Consider the following 16,692-nt stretch of genomic DNA (forward strand, 5'->3'; position numbering starts at 1 on the left):
TAGCGGACGCAGTCGATAACCTGCAGGACTGGCGCGATGAAGAGGCACGCGCAGTTGCGGCATATAGCCGGCACTGCGCGGCACTCAAAAGCGCAGGTCAAAGCCCTGTCAGTCTACTCCCACTCGATGGTTGCCGGCGGCTTGGAGGTGACATCCAAAACCACACGGTTGATGCCTATGCACTCGTTGGTGATTCGAGTGGAGATGGTGGCTAGCACATCGTAGGGAAGCCTAGACCAATCGGCCGTCATGGCATCTTCTGAACTGACTGGGCGCAGAACGATGGGTGAGCCGTATGTGCGTTCATCGCCCTGAACACCGACGGAATGGACATCGGCCAGAAGGACCACCGGGCACTGCCATATATCCCTGTCCAGGCCGGCCTTGGTCATTTCCTCACGGGCGATGGCATCAGCATCCCTCAGGAGGTCAAGTCGCTCCCTGGTGATGTCACCGATGATGCGGATGCCCAGACCGGGACCGGGGAAGGGCTGACGCCAGACAATTTCGTCAGGCAGCCCCAACTCGGTGCCGATGGCACGTACCTCATCCTTGAATAGGGCCCGCAGAGGCTCCACAAGGGTGAAGTTCAAATCATCAGGAAGACCACCGACATTATGGTGCGACTTGATGTTGGAGGCACCATCCCCGCCACCGGACTCCACCACATCCGGGTAGAGGGTTCCCTGGACCAGGAAGCGAACCTCCTCCCCTTTCTGCCCGGCCTGCTCGACAACCTGTCTTGCAGCCTTCTCGAAGGTACGGATGAACTTCTCGCCGATGATCTTCCGCTTGCGCTCAGGCTCGGAAACGCCTTTCAGGGCGGCAAGGAAGTCATCTGAAGCGTCCACGGCAATCAGCTTGATGCCGGTGGCCTTGACGAAATCATGCTTGACCTGCTCCACCTCACCCTTACGCAGGAGGCCATGGTCAACAAAGACGCAGGTGAGCTGATCCCCTACCGCCTTATGGACCAGTGCGGCCGCAACGGCCGAGTCCACACCGCCCGAGAGTCCGCAGATGACCTGGTGAGGGCCTACCTCGCGGCGGATCGCCTGAACCTGATCCTCGATGATATTTGAGGCGTTCCAGTTGGAGGGCAGACCGGCACAGTCATGAAGGAAGTGTTCGATGAGGTCCTGCCCCAAAGGAGTGTTGGTGACCTCGGGGTGCCACTGAACCCCATAGAGTCCCCTGGCCGGATCCTGCATGGCCGCGACCGGGGCCCCCTCGGTATGGGCCAGAACCTCGAAGCCCTCAGGGGCCTGGATGACAGCCACACCATGGCTCATCCAGACATCCTGACTTGCCGGGGAATCCTGAAGAATCCCCTTGGAGGCATCAATCGCAGCTTCCGTCTTGCCATACTCACCCAGGGCCGCCTTATCGACCCGCCCGCCAAGTTCATGAGCCATGACCTGGAAGCCGTAGCAGATACCCAACACAGGTACGCCCGCTTCGAAGATGCGCTTATCGATGGTGGGGGCGCCGTCCACATACACAGAGGCAGGTCCGCCCGAGAGGATGATGGCCTGGGGGTCCTTATTCAGCATCTGATCCACTGACATGGAATGCGGAACCAGCTCCGAATAGACGCCCGCCTCCCTGACGCGCCTGGCAATAAGCTGTGCATACTGTGCGCCGAAATCGACCACCAGGACGGGACCCTGTGCCATATGACTCCTTATATATACGTGTATCTAGTTTGGTGACCTTACCTGCACCGGAACCTGGATTCCGGACATAAGGATACCTATAGTATTGCCGGTGTTTCAGACAATGATAGTACCCGCATTCGCCCCCGTTGACTGGTTGAGGCACACGGATGCCACGTAAACCCCCGTAGGCCTTTCGGTCCTATATCATTCAGCCTCAAATGGCCTTGTTCCGGACTGCCAAGATGAGTGAAACCAGACAAAATATGCGCTTTTCCTCACAATAGTGAACACCCACAGTAAGAAAACGCTCAGAAAGTCGGCTCTCTCACGTACCATAAGAGGCATTGGATATGGGTCCTGACTGGCGTTGAAGAAACGACATTATGACCTGTAACCGAGGATAATAAACAATCGCACTAAAGTGCAGGAGTACACATGACGAATCCTGTTATTGGCACCCCCTGGGCGAAGCTGGAAACCCCCATCGCCGAGGAGACCCTCGAGGCCGTCGATAAGTATTGGCGCGCCGCCAATTACCTTTCCATCGGACAGATCTATCTTCGCAGCAACCCCCTGATGAAGGAACCCTTCACCCGGGAGGATGTCAAGCACCGTCTGGTAGGCCACTGGGGCACCACCCCCGGCCTGAACTTCCTGCTGGGCCATATCAACCGACTGATTGCGGACCATCAGCAGAACACCGTGATCATCATGGGACCGGGCCACGGCGGCCCCGCCGGTACCTCCCAGTCCTACCTGGACGGTACCTACAACGAGTACTACCCCCAGATCACCAATGATGAGTCCGGGATGCAGAAGTTCTTCCGCCAGTTCTCCTATCCGGGCGGCATCCCCTCTCACTTCGCCCCGGAGACCCCCGGGTCCATCCACGAGGGCGGCGAGCTGGGCTATGCCCTCTCCCACGCCTATGGCGCCATCATGAACAACCCCAGCCTCTTCGTGCCCTGCATCGTCGGCGACGGCGAAGCTGAGACCGGCCCCCTGGCCACCGGCTGGCAGTCCAACAAGCTGGTCAACCCCCGCACCGACGGCATCGTCCTGCCGATCCTGCACCTGAACGGCTACAAGATCGCCAACCCGACCATCCTGTCGCGCATTTCCGACGAGGAACTCCATGAGTTCTTCCACGGTATGGGTTACGAGCCCTTCGAGTTCGTCGCCGGCTTCGACGATGAGGACCACATCTCCATCCACGCTCGGTTCGCCGAACTCATGGAGACCGTCTTCGACAAGATCTGCGACATCAAGGCTCGTGCACAGACCGACGATATGACTCGTCCCTTCTACCCGATGATCATCTTCCGCACGCCCAAGGGTTGGACCTGCCCCAAGTTCATCGATGGCAAGAAGACCGAGGGCTCCTGGCGTTCGCACCAGGTGCCGCTGGCTTCCGCGCGCGACACCGAGGCTCACTTCCAGGTCCTCAAGGACTGGCTGTCCTCCTACAACCCCGGCGAGCTCTTCGACGAGAAGGGCGCTCTGCGGCCCGAGGTGACCAGCTTCATGCCCAAGGGCGACCTGCGTATCGGCGAGAACCCGAATGCCAACGGCGGACGTCTCCTGAAGCCGCTGGAGCTGCCTGACGTTCACGACTACGAGATCGACGTCAAGAAGCATGGTCACGGCTGGGGCGCCACCGAGGCTACCCGCGTCCTGGGTTACTACACCCGCGACGTCATGGCCAAGAACCCCACCGACTTCCGCATCTTCGGCCCCGACGAGACGGCTTCGAACCGTCTGGCCGCCGCCTTCGATGTGACCAACAAGCAGTGGGACGCCGACTACCTCTCCGAGCTGACCGACGAGCACATGGCCCACACCGGCCAGATCATTGAGCAGCTCTCCGAGCACCAGATGGAAGGCTTCCTGGAGGGTTACCTCCTGACCGGTCGTCACGGCATCTGGAGCTCCTATGAGTCCTTCGTGCACGTTGTCGATTCGATGATCAACCAGCACGCCAAGTGGCTGGAGGCAACGGTCCGCGAGATTCCGTGGCGCAAGCCCATCGCCGGCATGAACCTCCTGGTCACCTCGCACGTCTGGCGCCAGGACCACAACGGGTTCTCGCATCAGGATCCCGGCTTCGTCGACATCCTGCTGAACAAGAACTTCAACAACGACCACGTCAGCAACATCTACTTCCCTGCGGATGCCAACATGCTGCTGAACGTCGGTGAGCGTTGCTACAAGTCCACCAACTGCATCAACGCCATCTTCGCCGGCAAGCAGCCCGCAGCCACCTATCAGACTGTGGACGAAGCGGCAGCCGAGCTGGAGAAGGGCGCTGCACGTTGGGATTGGGCTTCCAACGCCAAGGACGCCGAGGACGCCGACGTCGTCATCGCCACCGCTGGTGACGTCCCCACCCAGGAGGCTCTGGCAGCCGATGACATGCTTCAGAAGCTGGGTCTGAAGGTCCAGTTCGTGAATGTTGTCGACCTGCTGAAGATCCAGGATGTCGAGGAGAACGACCAGGCCCTGTCCGATGAGGAGTTCACTGAGCTCTTCAGCAAGGACAAGCCCGTCCTCTTCGCCTTCCACGCCTATCCGGGCTCGATCTACCGCCTGATCCACGGCCGTCCCAACCATGACAGCTTCAAGGTTCACGGTTACGAGGAGCAGGGTTCCACCACCACACCCTTCGATATGGTGCGCGTCAACAACATGGATCGTTGGTGCCTGGCGGCCTCCGCCCTGCAGATGGTGGACGCACAGAAGTACGCCGACCAGATCGACAAGTGGACCAAGTTCCGCGACGAGGCCTTCCAGTTCGCCGTGGACAACGGTTACGACCACCCCGATTACACCGATTGGGTCTGGCCCGATGCCAACCGCGCCGGACAGGAGACCATCTCCGCAACCGCCGCGACCGCTGGAGACAACGAGTAATATCACCGGTTGGCACCCTGGGCTGATTCGTCAGTCCCGGCACCGGTAAACTCCGAAATCCCCACCGTCTTCGGGCGGTGGGGATTTTTCCTACCCATGAAGATCCCCAAGGGCGGCTTCTGAAAACCATCAGGTCGATTTACTTTGCCGAAAGGCATGACATCGGTGTGCACAACAGGCAGGCACTTCGGCTGCCATCGGCACTATACTGATGAATGGTTGTGAACAAGGCAGTCACATACAACGTATGAACGGGAGAGGCACAGTGAGACCTACAAGCATCACCATCATCAGCCCGGAGGCGGCGAACGGCCGTAACGTCGTGGCCTACGGTCTGACAAAGGCCCTTTCAGCCCGGATGAAGACGGCCATCCTGCGTCCGGTGGCCTGCCACAAGGAGATGCTGACCAACACCCTCATCGCAGCCAGCAGTGCTCAGGACCTGACCGCAGCAGATAGCCGAGGGACATGCCCCTGCAAGGCCACACAGGACACGGTCCAGACCCGCGCAGATGCCTTGGTGGCCCGCGACCGGGTCATTGCGCAGACCGACCCCGATATGCTTCTGGTGGTGGGCAGCGACCATTCCAAAGTATTTGACCCTGAGATCATGGAGCTGAATTCTGACATCGCCGCAGACCTCCGCTCCCCCGTCCTTCTGGTGGTCTGCACCATCGGACGCGAACCCGGGCAGGTTCTGAAGACCGTTCAGGCCTGCCGCAAGACCGTCGAAGCCAGTGGCACCACCCTGGCAGGGGTATTCATCTCAGGTTGCGAGGAAGATCAGAAAGAACCCCTGCAAGAGGTCTTCAGGGATTATGATCGCCCGATCTGGACCGTCTCCAAGAGGGAATTCGACACAGCTCCGGAAGCTGAGCAGGTACGCGAAGAGGCCTACAGCGCATTCAGCAGCGATGTCGACATCGACCAAGTGCTCAAGGCCGTTGATGAGACCAATCCTCAAGTTACCACCCCTGTAGCCTTCCAGAACGACCTCCTGGCCAGAGCCAAGGCGGACAAGAAGACCATTGTGCTGCCTGAGGGAGGCGAGGACCGCATCATCAAGGCCGCTGACTACCTGCTGGCCCGCGACATCGTCGATCTGATCATCGTCGGCGAAGAGGACGCCATACTGGCACGCGGCAAGGAGTTGGGGCTGACCAGTCTTGACAAGGCCACCTTCCAGGCCATGGACGATGAGAGTGTCCTGGAACCCATGACCGATAAACTCTGTGAACTCAGAGCCAAGAAGGGAATGACCCACGACCAGGCACGTCAGCAGCTGGCTGATGCCTCCTACTTCGGCACCATGCTGGTCATCATGGGCAGGGCCGATGGTCTGGTCTCCGGTTCCATCAACTCCACAGCCAATACAGTCCGTCCCGCCCTCCAGGTCATCAAGACCAAACCTGATGCCTCCCTCGTCTCCGGGGCCTTCCTCATGTGCTTCCGAGACCATGTGGCCGTCTTCGCCGACTGTGCAATCAACCTGAACCCCAACGCCGAGCAACTGGCCGATATCGCCATCCAATCGGCCCAGACCGCGAAGTCGTTTGGCATCGAGCCCAAGGTCGGTATGCTCTCATATTCCACACTGGGCTCCGGTAAGGGTCCCGATGTGGATCTGGTCGAGGAGGCCACCCGTTTGGCCAAGGAGAAGGCCCCTGACCTGCCCATCGTCGGGTCAATCCAGTTCGATGCGGCCTGGTCCCCCACCGTAGCCGCCACCAAGGCCCAGGGAGACCCCGTCGCCGGCCAGGTCAACGTCTTCGTCTTTCCCAATCTCTGTGCAGGAAACATCGGTTACAAGGCCGTCCAGCGCACCTCGGGCGCCCTGGCCATAGGCCCTGTTCTTCAGGGTCTGAACCGACCGGTGAACGACCTCTCCCGTGGTGCTTTGGTGGCCGACATCATCAATACCGTGGCCCTGACCGCCGTCGAAGCCCAGCAGGACTGAGCCCGATAGCGACACACACTTACAGGGTTGTATGGCATCCTTCTGAGGCCCCGGCACTTTATACAGGCCGGGGCCTCTCGCGTGCACTTGGATCCACCGGAGGATCAGGTATCAAAAACAGCATTTCAAAGCCATTTGTAAGGGGTGGCGAGTAATCTGTTGACTGATTGAGGAGCTGTATGCTCCATCCAGTACATCAGGAGGATGCCCCAATGGCGAAAACCGTCCTAGTCATCAATTCGGGTTCCAGCTCGATCAAGTATCAGCTGGTGGATCTGGAGACCAGCCAGGCCCTGGCCTCCGGCCTGGTCGAGAAGATCGGCGAACCCGTTGACGGACATTACAAGCATGAGTATCAGGGTCAGAAGCATGAGCTGGAAGAGCCCATCCACAACCACGAGACCGGCCTGAAGCGTGTTCTGGACTTCTTCAAAGAGTATGGCCCGAATCTGGACGAAGCCGGAATCATCGCTGTCGGCCACAGGGTGGTCCAGGGCGGCTCCCTCTTCCCCAAGCCTGCACTGCTGACAGAAAAGACCCTGAACCAGGTCAAGGATCTGGCGGTTCTCGCTCCCCTCCACAACGGTCCCGAGGCCGAGGGGGCCGAAGTCATGAGCAAGCTCATGCCCGATACTCCGCAGGTCTTCGTCTTCGATTCCTCCTTCTTCTTCGATCTGCCCAAACAAGCCTCCACGTACGCACTGAACAAGGAGATTGCCGAGCAGTATCAGATCCGTCGCTACGGTGCCCACGGCACCAGCCACCAGTATGTGGGGCAGCTGGTCCCCGACCTGATCGGCAAGCCCGCCGAAGGTCTGCGCCAGATTGTGCTGCACATCGGTAACGGAGCTTCAGCCTCTGCACAGGTCTCCGGCAAACCGATTGAGACCTCCATGGGCCTGACCCCTCTCGAAGGTCTGGTCATGGGCGGCCGTACCGGCGACATCGACCCTGCCGTGGTCTTCCACCTGATTCGCAACGCCCACATGAGCGTCGACGAACTGGACACCCTCTTCAACAAGCGTTCCGGCATGACCGGCATGACCGGCTTCGGTGACATGCGTGAGATTCACCGCCTGATCGCCGAGGGCGACAAGGATGCCAAGCTGGCACTCGACATCTATGTTCACCGCATCGTCGGCTACATCGGAAACTACACCGCTCAGATGGGCGGCCTGGATGCCATCACCTTTACCGCTGGTGTCGGTGAGAACGATGAAATCGTCCGCAGGCGCGTCATCCAGCAGCTCGCTCCCTTCGGCATCAAGCTGGATGAGGCCAAGAACGATGTGCGGTCCAAGGAACGCAGAATCATCTCGACCCCCGACAGTTCGGTCAAGGTCTGCATCGTCCCCACCAACGAAGAGCTCTCCATCGCCCGTCAGGCAGAGGTCGTCGCCAACGAGGGTGATTCCTACGGCAACAAGTTTCAGGCCTGAGACCGGGCTGTCCAACCCTCGCCTTATCCCCTCCGGGGAGTGAGACCATAGGGTAGGCGGTCAGGTATGAAATGAGGTCGTCAACCACAGTTCAAGTGTGGTTGACGACCTCATTTCATATCGTCATCGGCCCAAAGCCGACAAGGCCTCCTTGTGCAGAAGTCCGTTACTGGCCAGGCCATTGCCTCCCCAGGGACCTGGATTGCCTGACAGGTCTGTGAAGGTGCCTCCTGCCTCGGTCACAATGGGGACCAGCGCCCCCATATCGTAGAGGTCCAGCTCCGGCTCGGCAGCCAGATCTATGGCTCCCTGGGCCAGGAGCATGTACTGCCAGAAATCGCCGAATCCGCGCAAACGCCATATCCTATCCGTCAGGTCGATAAGCTGCTCCCGCCGGCCGATGGCCTTCCACCCGGTCAGGGACGATATGGACATGGAGGCATCTTCCATACGATCCACCTTGGATACGTGGATTGCCTGGGGGGCTTCGCCCTGCCGCACCATATAGGCACCCATCCCTCGGGCGGCGTACCAGATGGTACCCAGCATAGGGGCGGAAACCACACCGACCACCATTTGGTGATCCACCTCCAGCCCTATCAGGGTTGCCCATACGGGGACACCACGCACATAGTTCTTGGTTCCGTCAATAGGGTCGATGATCCATCGTCGTCCGTTGGACTCCTGCCTTCCCAGCTCTTCGGCATAGACGGTGTCATCAGGCCTGACCTCGGCCAGTATGCGACGGATCACCGCTTCCGCTTCCCTGTCGGCCTGGGTGACAGGTGTATTGTCCGCTTTCCGTTCGACGTGGAGATGCGGCGAATTGAAATAGTCCGTAGTGACCAGGTCCGCCTGTCCGGCCATGGCAATGGCCAGGTCCAGATCGTCCTGCAAGGACCACTCCTCAGCCTCGATGCTCATGATACGGTTCCTTTCGCTGAATCCCCGAGGCGGCTCAGCCTCGCCTGCCTTCCGCCAGCATCCCAGCCCACATGCCGGGGAAGTCGGGCATGGTCTTGGCCGTAGTGCCGATGTTGCGCACCCGGATACCAGGTATCCTCAGTCCAATCATTGCGGCAAAGGTGGCCATGCGATGATCGGCATAGGTCTCCATGACAGCCCCATGCATGTCCTGGATGGGCACGGGTTCAATGGCCAGTCCATCATCCAGTTCACGGGCGCAGCCTCCCACCTTGGTGATTTCCGTCACCAACGCCTTGAGCCTGTTGGTCTCGTGTCCTCGCAGATGGGCAATGCCGTGAAGACGGCTCGGACCGTCCGCAAAGACCAGCATCGCCGCAATGGAGGGAACGATCTCACCTGCCGGTGACAAGTCGATGTCACCAAGGCCGTGGATGACATCTCCGCCCGTCACCCTGCATGAGGTGCCCCCCTGCCCGTCGAGAACCATCTCAACCGTCGCCCCCAGTGTCTCCAGATATCCCGGCAGCAGGCCGCCAGGCTGGGTCGTCCGGTCAGGCCAGTTGGGCACACAGACCTGTCCGCCTCCTATCAGGGCAGCCCCAAGGAAGGGAGCGGCATTCGACAGGTCGGGTTCCACCTGGACCCGATTGGGTAACTGCGTCCCCGCCGCTCCCCTGCCTTCAACACTCCACCGACAGTGTGCTTCATCCGCCATGACTTCGAGCCCGGCCTGGCGAAGATCCTCAACGGTCATGGCGATGTGCGGAAGACTGGGAAGATGCTCACCTGAGTGGACGATGGTCATGGTGCCATCCGCCCTGGCAGCCAGAAGCAGAAGTCCGGAAATGAACTGTGATGAGGCCGAAGAATCGATGGTGACCACTCTGCCGGTCAGATGATCCGGTGGCGTCAGCACAAAGGGAAGAAACCCTTCCTCCCCCAGATACTCAATCTTGGCCCCCAACTGGGCCAACCCGTCAAGAAGGGGGCCCATGGGACGATGATAGGCCTGACGATCCCCGTCGAAGCGAGTGGGACCATCCGCCAGCATGGCCAGACCAGGCACGAACCGCATGACGGTTCCGGCAAGCCCGCAGTCCACCCGGGCCCCACCGGTGAAGCGACCATCAGCTGGTGGAAGGACCTCCAAACTCGTCGGGTTGTCCGGATCGATCCGGCAATCCACCCCGAGAGCCTCCAGGGACCGGATCATCAGGTCCGTATCCCGTGACCTGAGCAGACCGGTCAGTCTGACAGGTCGACTTCCCAGTGCCGCCAAAACCAGATACCTGTTGGAGAGGGATTTGCTCCCCGGTATGGTTACCTCGGCATTCAAGGATTCGGTGGCCTGCGGTGCCGCCCATATCTCTTCCACTGTCATGGTCCCCATGGTAGCCGCAAGCGCGGAGCTTGACCGAAACCAGACGGTTGGGCCATCGTGCTATATTGATGAATTGTGCCTGGCGGGACCACCTCCGGGCAACGGGCTATAGCGCAGCTTGGTAGCGCGCCTGCTTTGGGAGCAGGATGTCGCCGGTTCAAATCCGGCTAGCCCGACTCTTCCCCTCCTGGAGGCGTCTGATGGCCTCGTGCTGGATGGCCACAACAGCCTTGGAATCCTGGATACGAGCTGCCACCAATTCCTCCCATGTCACCCAGGTCGACTGGATGTGCTCTCCAGGGTCGAAACGTCGCCCCTCTTTGTGCCATTTATGCAAGTGCAAGACCAGGGTATGACCGAACTCATCGCTCATTCCCAGGGAAGAGTAGACCCCCGGACCCTTGTCGAAGAAGCCTGAGTCCTGGTCGAGGTCCAACCGACCACCCTCCGCAGAGCCGTGAGACTTCTCACTGCCCGGCACCAGACCGGTCTCCTCATGCAGCTCACGCAGGGCGGCCTGGACCGGTGTCTCTCCCCGGTTGATGAAGCCGGCGGGCAGACCGTGGACGTACCCACCCGCACCGACCCTGTACTCCCTGGTCAGTAGGTAGGTGTCGACGGCCAAGTCATGAACCAGTATGACCACACAGGGGTCATGATGGATCAGCTGTCGCCGAATACGGTCCGTGGAACCGTCGGTCTGGGGCAGCTCTATGAGCTTGTCCAGAACAGTGAAAATGGGACCCGAAAAGACCTCCTGGCTATGGATCTCCCGGGGTTCGATGGACATGTCGGTCCCCTCTCCACCCAGCTCAGCCAGACGCTGATCAATGGTGGGCCCCGCGGCACCATCGGTGCCATGGGTGTTTCCAAGACTCGCCTGGTATTTGGTATCGGTCATTTCTCCCACTGTCCTTCCAAACATCCCGGCCCCGGGCAACGGGCGCCGACGACCGGCTTATGGCCCGACGTTCAGGGTGGGCTCATGAATCAGGTTCAGAAGCACTGCCGAAGAATCAGCGCAGCACCAGAGTCCATGGATCGGTCTGTATCGAGGACTCCCGTATGTCGGGAGTGAATCCAGTCGCCTCGTGGACGGCCGCAGGTATGTCTTCCAAGGCGTAGCGGAACCATAATCCCTCGATGGCCGAATGGGGGGTGTTGATCAGCATGGGCCTGGGATGGTGCTCCTTCGGTCCGTCCGCCCCAATGGAATCCGACAGCCCGGCCGCGTACAAGGCCTCCTGGAAGGCATCGGTTGCGGGATGGTGACGGAGGTCACTGGTGATGTAGACATCCGCCCCCGCGGTCCGGACCGCTTCGAATTCCGAATCACCGGAACCCGGAAGGACCGCCACTGTGGAAACCATGGCGGACTCGGGGCCAGCCACTTGGATACCCATCTGGGTCTTGGGCAGAATATCAGCCACCCGACGTGCCAAATCCACCAATGACAGGGGCTCAGGGAGCCTTCCCAGACGTCCCAGCCCGACCTGGATGTCCTCTCCGGCGTGAAGGTCATGGTCCGACGTTCCGGCGGAAACCAGGGGCCTGGTCTCCTGAAGGCCAAAGAGATCAGCTGCAGCCTGGGCCACTCCCCTATAGGCCGCATCGGCATTGGTATGTCCGACCCAGAGCCCGCAACGGCCACTTATCAACCTATTGACGATGGCCCCGCGGAAGCCCATGCCGGACACCTCATGGACCGACCGGAAGAAGAGCGGATGATGGGTGATCAGAAGATCCGCCTCAAGAGCGATGGCCTCCTCGACCACATCAGGTCTGGGATCAACGGCACATACAATCCGGCGAACCGGCCAGGAAGGGTCGCCAACAACAAGCCCTGGGTGGTCCCAGTCTTCGGCATAGTCCAGTGGGTAGAGTGCTTCAAGGACCTTGACCACCTGACCCAGAACAGGCGCAACGGCTCCCTTGCGACTCTCATCGGCCGACATGGACATGCCCCCCCTCCTAACCGAATCAGTGGGCCGCCAGCTGCCAGTCCTGCCCGATGCCTGTAGACACATCCAGCGGGACGGCAAGGCTGACCGCGTGCTCCATGGAGTCCTTGACCAGTTTGGTGGCTTTTTCAGCCTCTCCCGGCGCAATCTCCACCAGAAGTTCGTCATGGATCTGCAGGGAGATACGGCTCTTCAAACCCTCCCGATCAAGGGCACGGCTGGCTTTGATCATGGCGATCTTCATGATGTCGGCAGCGGACCCCTGGATGGGTGCGTTCAGGGCGCCGCGTTCAGCCGCCTCACGTGTTGGGCGTCGATTGGAGCGCAATCCGGGGAAGTAGCGCCTCCTGCCGAACATGGTCTCCGTATAGCCTTTCTCACGGGCATCCGCCACCAGGGACTCAAGATACTCGTGGACCTTGCCGAAGGTGGCGAAGTACTTGGCCTTCAGCACATCAGCCGCAGCCGGGCTTATCTTAAGCTGCTGGGCCAGCCCATAGGTGCTGAGCCCGTAGGCCAGGCCGTAGCTCATGGCCTTGACGTGCGAACGCTGGTCGCTGCTGACCTCATCCATGGGTATGTCATAGACCAGACTTGCCACGTAACGGTGGAAGTCCGTACCCGACTTGAATGCCTCAATCAAAGCCTGGTCGCCGGACAGGTCGGCCATGATGCGCAACTCCACTTGGGAGTAATCCGAACTCAGCAGGGCCTCGTACCCCTCACCGGGAACGAAGGCGGAACGAATCTCCCGGCCTCGGGCATCCCTGTTGGGGATGTTCTGCAGGTTCGGGTCAACCGAGCTCAGTCTGCCCGTGGCAGCCACGGTCTGCTCATAGGTGGTGTGGAGGCGGCCATCGTGCGGGTTTATGGCCTCGCGAAGCGTCTGGACGATCTGCTTGAGCTTATTGGTCTCCCTGTGCTTGAGCAGGGCACCAAGGAAGTCGTTTGCCCGTTCATTGTTTACGGACTTGATGTAAAGGTCCTGAAGGACCGCAACGTTGGTGGAATAGGAGCCGGTCTTCGTCCTATGGGAGGGAGCCAGGCCCATATCCTCGAAGAGGACTTTCTGCAGCTGCTTGGGGCTCTGAAGGTTGACTTGTGTACCGGCACGCTGCCAGGCAATGTCCTGGGCCTGTCTGGCCTCCGCTGAGAACTGGTCATGCATGGCCTTGAGGCGGGCATCATCCACCTTGGCCCCCTCGGTCTCCATATCCGCAAGGACCCTGGAGGTGGGCAGCTCAATGGTACGGAGCAGGCCATACTGATGACGCTCATCAATGAGTGATTGGAGCCGGTCGGCCAGCATCATCACATACTGCGCCTGACGAAGAATCCTGGACCCTCGGCTCTCCTTGTCCTCTTCGGGTGACCCGTCAAGGGAGAGACTGCCCTGGGTCGCCTCAGGTTCCTTTTCGATGGGGATGCCCAGGAAGTGGGCCGCAGCCCCCTCCACATCATCGGCGTGGAAATCCGGCTCGGCCAGATACCCGGCCAGTTTGGTATCGAAGAGTGGCATGGGAACATGCAGGTTCCGACTTCCCAGGAAATGCAGGTGCTCCTTGTATCCGTGCACGACGCATGAACCTACGCGAGCATCCAGCAATCCCTGGATGGCCTTCACCATACCGGTATCCAGGTCATCGGCTGCGAAGGCGATTCCATGGCCGTCGATCGACAGGATGGAAAGTTCCTGAAGGTTGTAGTCACCATGATTGGAGGCGCCTCTGGCATACAGGACCCAGTGATCCTTCATGGCCTCGGCGCATTCCGTATCCCTGTCGGCCGACTGCCTGGTGTCCACATCCCGGCTAAGGGTATCTGCCATGTCGTTGACCTGTTGGGCCGAGCGAATCGACCCTTCCTTGTCAGGCAGATGCTTGTCGGCCCATTCTTCCAGGGCCTTCGGATCATCGACCGTGTCCGAAACGGGCTCCTTGAAGACCACTTGGTCCTCTCCGCCTGCCACGGCCGAGGCCGACGAGTAGTCGTAATCCTCCACCGTATTGAATCCACGAAGAATCTTCTTGCGTGTGGTGGGGCTGAACTGCAGCTTGTCGAAAATCGGCACCACCTTATCGGTGTGGATGGTTCCGAAGGCGAGGTCCTTGACCGTGACCCCCAGATCCAGGTCACGCACCAGGGCGTTGACCTTCCTGTTCAGCATGACCTGGTCCCTGCATTCTGCCAGGGCCTGCCCCTTCTTGCCGCCTATCTCCTCAGCGTGATCGAGGATGTTCTCCAGGCTGCCGTAAGTGTTGATCCACTTGGCCGCGAATCCGTCACCGACTCCGGGCACACCCGGGATATTGTCCGCTCCCTCACCGCGCATGGCCGCCAGATCCGGATACTGGCTGGGGGTCACCTTGTACTTGTCGACGATGGCCTGCGGGGTCATGTGCTTGAGGTTCTTGAAATGGTGCCCGGGGTACAGGACCGTCACCTTGTCGCTCACCAGCTGGAAGGCATCCCTGTCGCCGGAGAGGACCAACGTGTCGAAGCCCGCGGCCTCTCCCATGGTGGCCAGGGTGCCGATGACATCATCACCTTCGTACCCGGGTTTGACGATGTAGGTGATGCCGAGACCCTCAAGAAGGTCCTCCACCAGGGGCAGCTGGGAAAGGAGATCCTCAGGCGCAGCCTCACGGGTGCCCTTGTAATCGGGCATGAGTTTGTTGCGGAAGGTGCCGCCCTTGACATCGAAGGCGACTCCCATATGGGTGGGCTTCTCCTTGGCGATGATATCGGCGAGCATGGTGGCAAAGCCCCAGACCGCATTGGTCGGCTGGCCGGTCGTGGTGGTGAAGCTCTCGACAGGAAGGGCGTAAAAAGCCCTGAAGGCCAAAGAATGACCGTCCACGACCAGAAGCTTGCCGCTTGCACCGTTTTGGGTCTTGGCCTCTTCCATCACGCGCCGCTTAGTTGTCTGAGCCCTGGACCTGGGAAATCACCGCGTCTGCAACCTCCTGCATGGTCAGACGGCGATCCATCGAGGTCTTCTGAATCCAGCGGAATGCCTCGGACTCGGTCAGCCCCATATTCTCCATCAGGAGGCCCTTGGCCCTGTCCACCCGCTTGCGGGCCTCGAACCGGGCCTTCATGTCCGTGACCTCATCCTTGAGCGTGTTGATCTGGTCAAAGCGTGAAATGGCCACCTCAAGGGCAGGAAGAAGCTTCTCGGGGGCGAACGGTTTGACCACGTAGGCCATGGCCCCTGCATCAGCAGCCTTTTCCACCAGGTTCTGCTGCGAGAAAGCCGTCAGCATGACCACCGGTGCAAGGTTCTCCTCGGCAATTTCGGTGGCTGCAGTAATGCCATCGGTGCCGGGCATCTTGACGTCCATGACCACCACATCCGGGCGCAGCTCACGGGTAAGGTCGATGGCTTCCTGCCCGCTGGCAGCCTGCCCAACCACGTCGTATCCTGCATCTTCAAGTGCTTCAACGGTATCGAGCCTGATCAAAGCCTCATCCTCAGCCACGACTACTGTGCGCCCCTTGGGGGAATCGTCGCGGTCCGCAATATCCGAAGCCACTTTCAAACCTCATTTCATCATGTTCCGCGCTCCCCATCCAAGTGGATGTCAAGAGCACGGGGCTCATTTTATCGTGCCCCCGGTGAGACTCGAACTCACACTGCACGGATTTTGAGGCCGTTTCCTCTACCAATTGGGATACGGGGGCTTTCCATACCACAGTGAATTTAGCATACTTTAGAGACGAAGCAAGTGCTTTCGTGTTGATTCAGCCTTACAATACAAAAGGAGGGAACGTATCCCTTTCATCTATCAAAGGAGAGCATGATGACCAGCCAGATCTATAGGCGGTTCGATCCGTGGCGTCCATCCCCTGTCGAAGAGAAGTCACGCAAGCAGATAATGGACAGCCACTATTTCAGCGTCGACAAGGTCACCTATGCCTCCAGCGACAATGAGCAGTTCGACAGGAGCATCGTCAGCGAGAAGAACGGTGACACCATAGCCGTTCTCGCCATCACCGATGATGGTCGGATTCCCCTGGTTGAGCAGTACAGGCTCCCCACACACCGGTGGACACTTGAACTGCCGGCAGGACACCCTCTGAACGACAAGGAGGCTCCAATCGATGTCGCAACCAGACGCCTCAGGGAAGAGGCCGGTTACGTAGCCACCTCCTATAACCAGTTCGCACGCTTCATCAATACACCCAGCTTCTCCACCCAGCACACCACCCTCTTCTACGCGGAGGGACTCACTCCTGTCGCCCCGGCCAGCCTGGCTCCGGAAACACCTCATCAGGACGTGCGGCTGTTTACCATCGACGAAGCCTACGACATGGTCATTGCCGGAACGATCTTGGATGCCAAGACCACCATCGCAGTGCTCAGGGCCAAAATCGGTCTCTCGGATCTGCACTGACGGTCAGGCAAGATCAATCAAGCGATAATCATACGAAAGTGCCCGGTCCCCTCTCGGGAAAA

General features: G+C 59.7%; 11 protein-coding genes and 2 tRNA genes. 5 read left to right on the forward strand and 8 right to left on the reverse strand.

The genetic code is table 11. The features are described 5' to 3' along the window. Positions 1-113 precede the first annotated feature (113 nt). Positions 114-1,676, reverse strand: a complete 1,563-nt coding sequence (gene guaA, locus H3V08_RS03195; RefSeq protein ID WP_198181568.1) for a glutamine-hydrolyzing GMP synthase — start codon at positions 1,674-1,676, stop codon at positions 114-116. 417 nt (positions 1,677-2,093) lie between these two features. Between guaA and H3V08_RS03200 the strand changes: the two genes are divergently transcribed. The 3 genes from H3V08_RS03200 to H3V08_RS03210 all read left to right on the forward strand — a co-directional run bounded on the left by H3V08_RS03200 (position 2,094) and on the right by H3V08_RS03210 (position 7,964). Further along, the gene (locus tag H3V08_RS03200; RefSeq protein WP_198181569.1) at positions 2,094-4,568 is read left to right on the forward strand and encodes a phosphoketolase; all 2,475 of its coding nucleotides are present in this window, start codon (positions 2,094-2,096) and stop codon (positions 4,566-4,568) included. A gap of 247 nt (positions 4,569-4,815) precedes the next feature. Next, on the forward strand, positions 4,816-6,525 hold the full coding sequence (gene pta / locus H3V08_RS03205) for a phosphate acetyltransferase (RefSeq protein ID WP_232340095.1): 1,710 nt from the start codon (positions 4,816-4,818) through the stop codon (positions 6,523-6,525). A gap of 212 nt (positions 6,526-6,737) precedes the next feature. Further along, on the forward strand, positions 6,738-7,964 hold the full coding sequence (locus H3V08_RS03210) for an acetate/propionate family kinase (protein ID WP_045921319.1): 1,227 nt from the start codon (positions 6,738-6,740) through the stop codon (positions 7,962-7,964). A gap of 123 nt (positions 7,965-8,087) precedes the next feature. On the opposite strand, the gene H3V08_RS03215 is transcribed toward H3V08_RS03210, so the two are convergent. Together H3V08_RS03215 and aroA are read right to left on the reverse strand one after the other, a co-directional pair. After that, positions 8,088-8,888, reverse strand: a complete 801-nt coding sequence (locus tag H3V08_RS03215; protein WP_198181571.1) for an inositol monophosphatase family protein — start codon at positions 8,886-8,888, stop codon at positions 8,088-8,090. A 34-nt stretch (positions 8,889-8,922) separates the two neighbouring features. Then, positions 8,923-10,281, reverse strand: coding sequence for a 3-phosphoshikimate 1-carboxyvinyltransferase (gene aroA / locus H3V08_RS03220; protein WP_198181572.1), 1,359 nt, complete (start codon positions 10,279-10,281; stop codon positions 8,923-8,925). A gap of 93 nt (positions 10,282-10,374) precedes the next feature. Between aroA and H3V08_RS03225 the strand changes: the two genes are divergently transcribed. Then, positions 10,375-10,448: transfer RNA gene (locus tag H3V08_RS03225), tRNA-Pro, on the forward strand. Here the strand turns inward: H3V08_RS03225 and H3V08_RS03230 are convergent. From H3V08_RS03230 to H3V08_RS03250, 5 genes are all read right to left on the reverse strand, one after another. Continuing rightward, positions 10,430-11,173, reverse strand: coding sequence for an NUDIX hydrolase (locus tag H3V08_RS03230; protein ID WP_198181573.1), 744 nt, complete (start codon positions 11,171-11,173; stop codon positions 10,430-10,432). The genes H3V08_RS03225 and H3V08_RS03230 overlap by 19 nt on opposite strands. A 115-nt stretch (positions 11,174-11,288) precedes the next feature. Further along, a complete protein-coding gene (locus H3V08_RS03235; protein WP_198181574.1) occupies positions 11,289-12,233 on the reverse strand; it encodes a Nif3-like dinuclear metal center hexameric protein in 945 nt (314 codons plus the stop codon). 19 nt (positions 12,234-12,252) lie between these two features. Beyond that, positions 12,253-15,141: a DNA polymerase I gene (gene polA / locus H3V08_RS03240; protein ID WP_198181575.1), complete on the reverse strand. Its 2,889-nt coding sequence runs from the start codon at positions 15,139-15,141 to the stop codon at positions 12,253-12,255. 10 nt (positions 15,142-15,151) lie between these two features. After that, entirely contained in the window at positions 15,152-15,775 is a 624-nt protein-coding gene (locus H3V08_RS03245; RefSeq protein ID WP_033490198.1) for a response regulator, read from the reverse strand. A gap of 68 nt (positions 15,776-15,843) precedes the next feature. Next, a tRNA-Leu gene (locus H3V08_RS03250) sits at positions 15,844-15,917 on the reverse strand. Positions 15,918-16,036: 119 nt separating this feature from the next. On the opposite strand from H3V08_RS03250, the gene H3V08_RS03255 reads away from it, so the two are divergent. After that, entirely contained in the window at positions 16,037-16,630 is a 594-nt protein-coding gene (locus H3V08_RS03255; protein WP_198182106.1) for an NUDIX domain-containing protein, read from the forward strand. Positions 16,631-16,692: the final 62 nt, after the last annotated feature.

This window comes from Bifidobacterium sp. M0307 (genome assembly GCF_016100445.1).
Taxonomy (GTDB): Bacteria; Actinomycetota; Actinomycetes; order Actinomycetales; family Bifidobacteriaceae; genus Bombiscardovia; species Bombiscardovia coryneformis.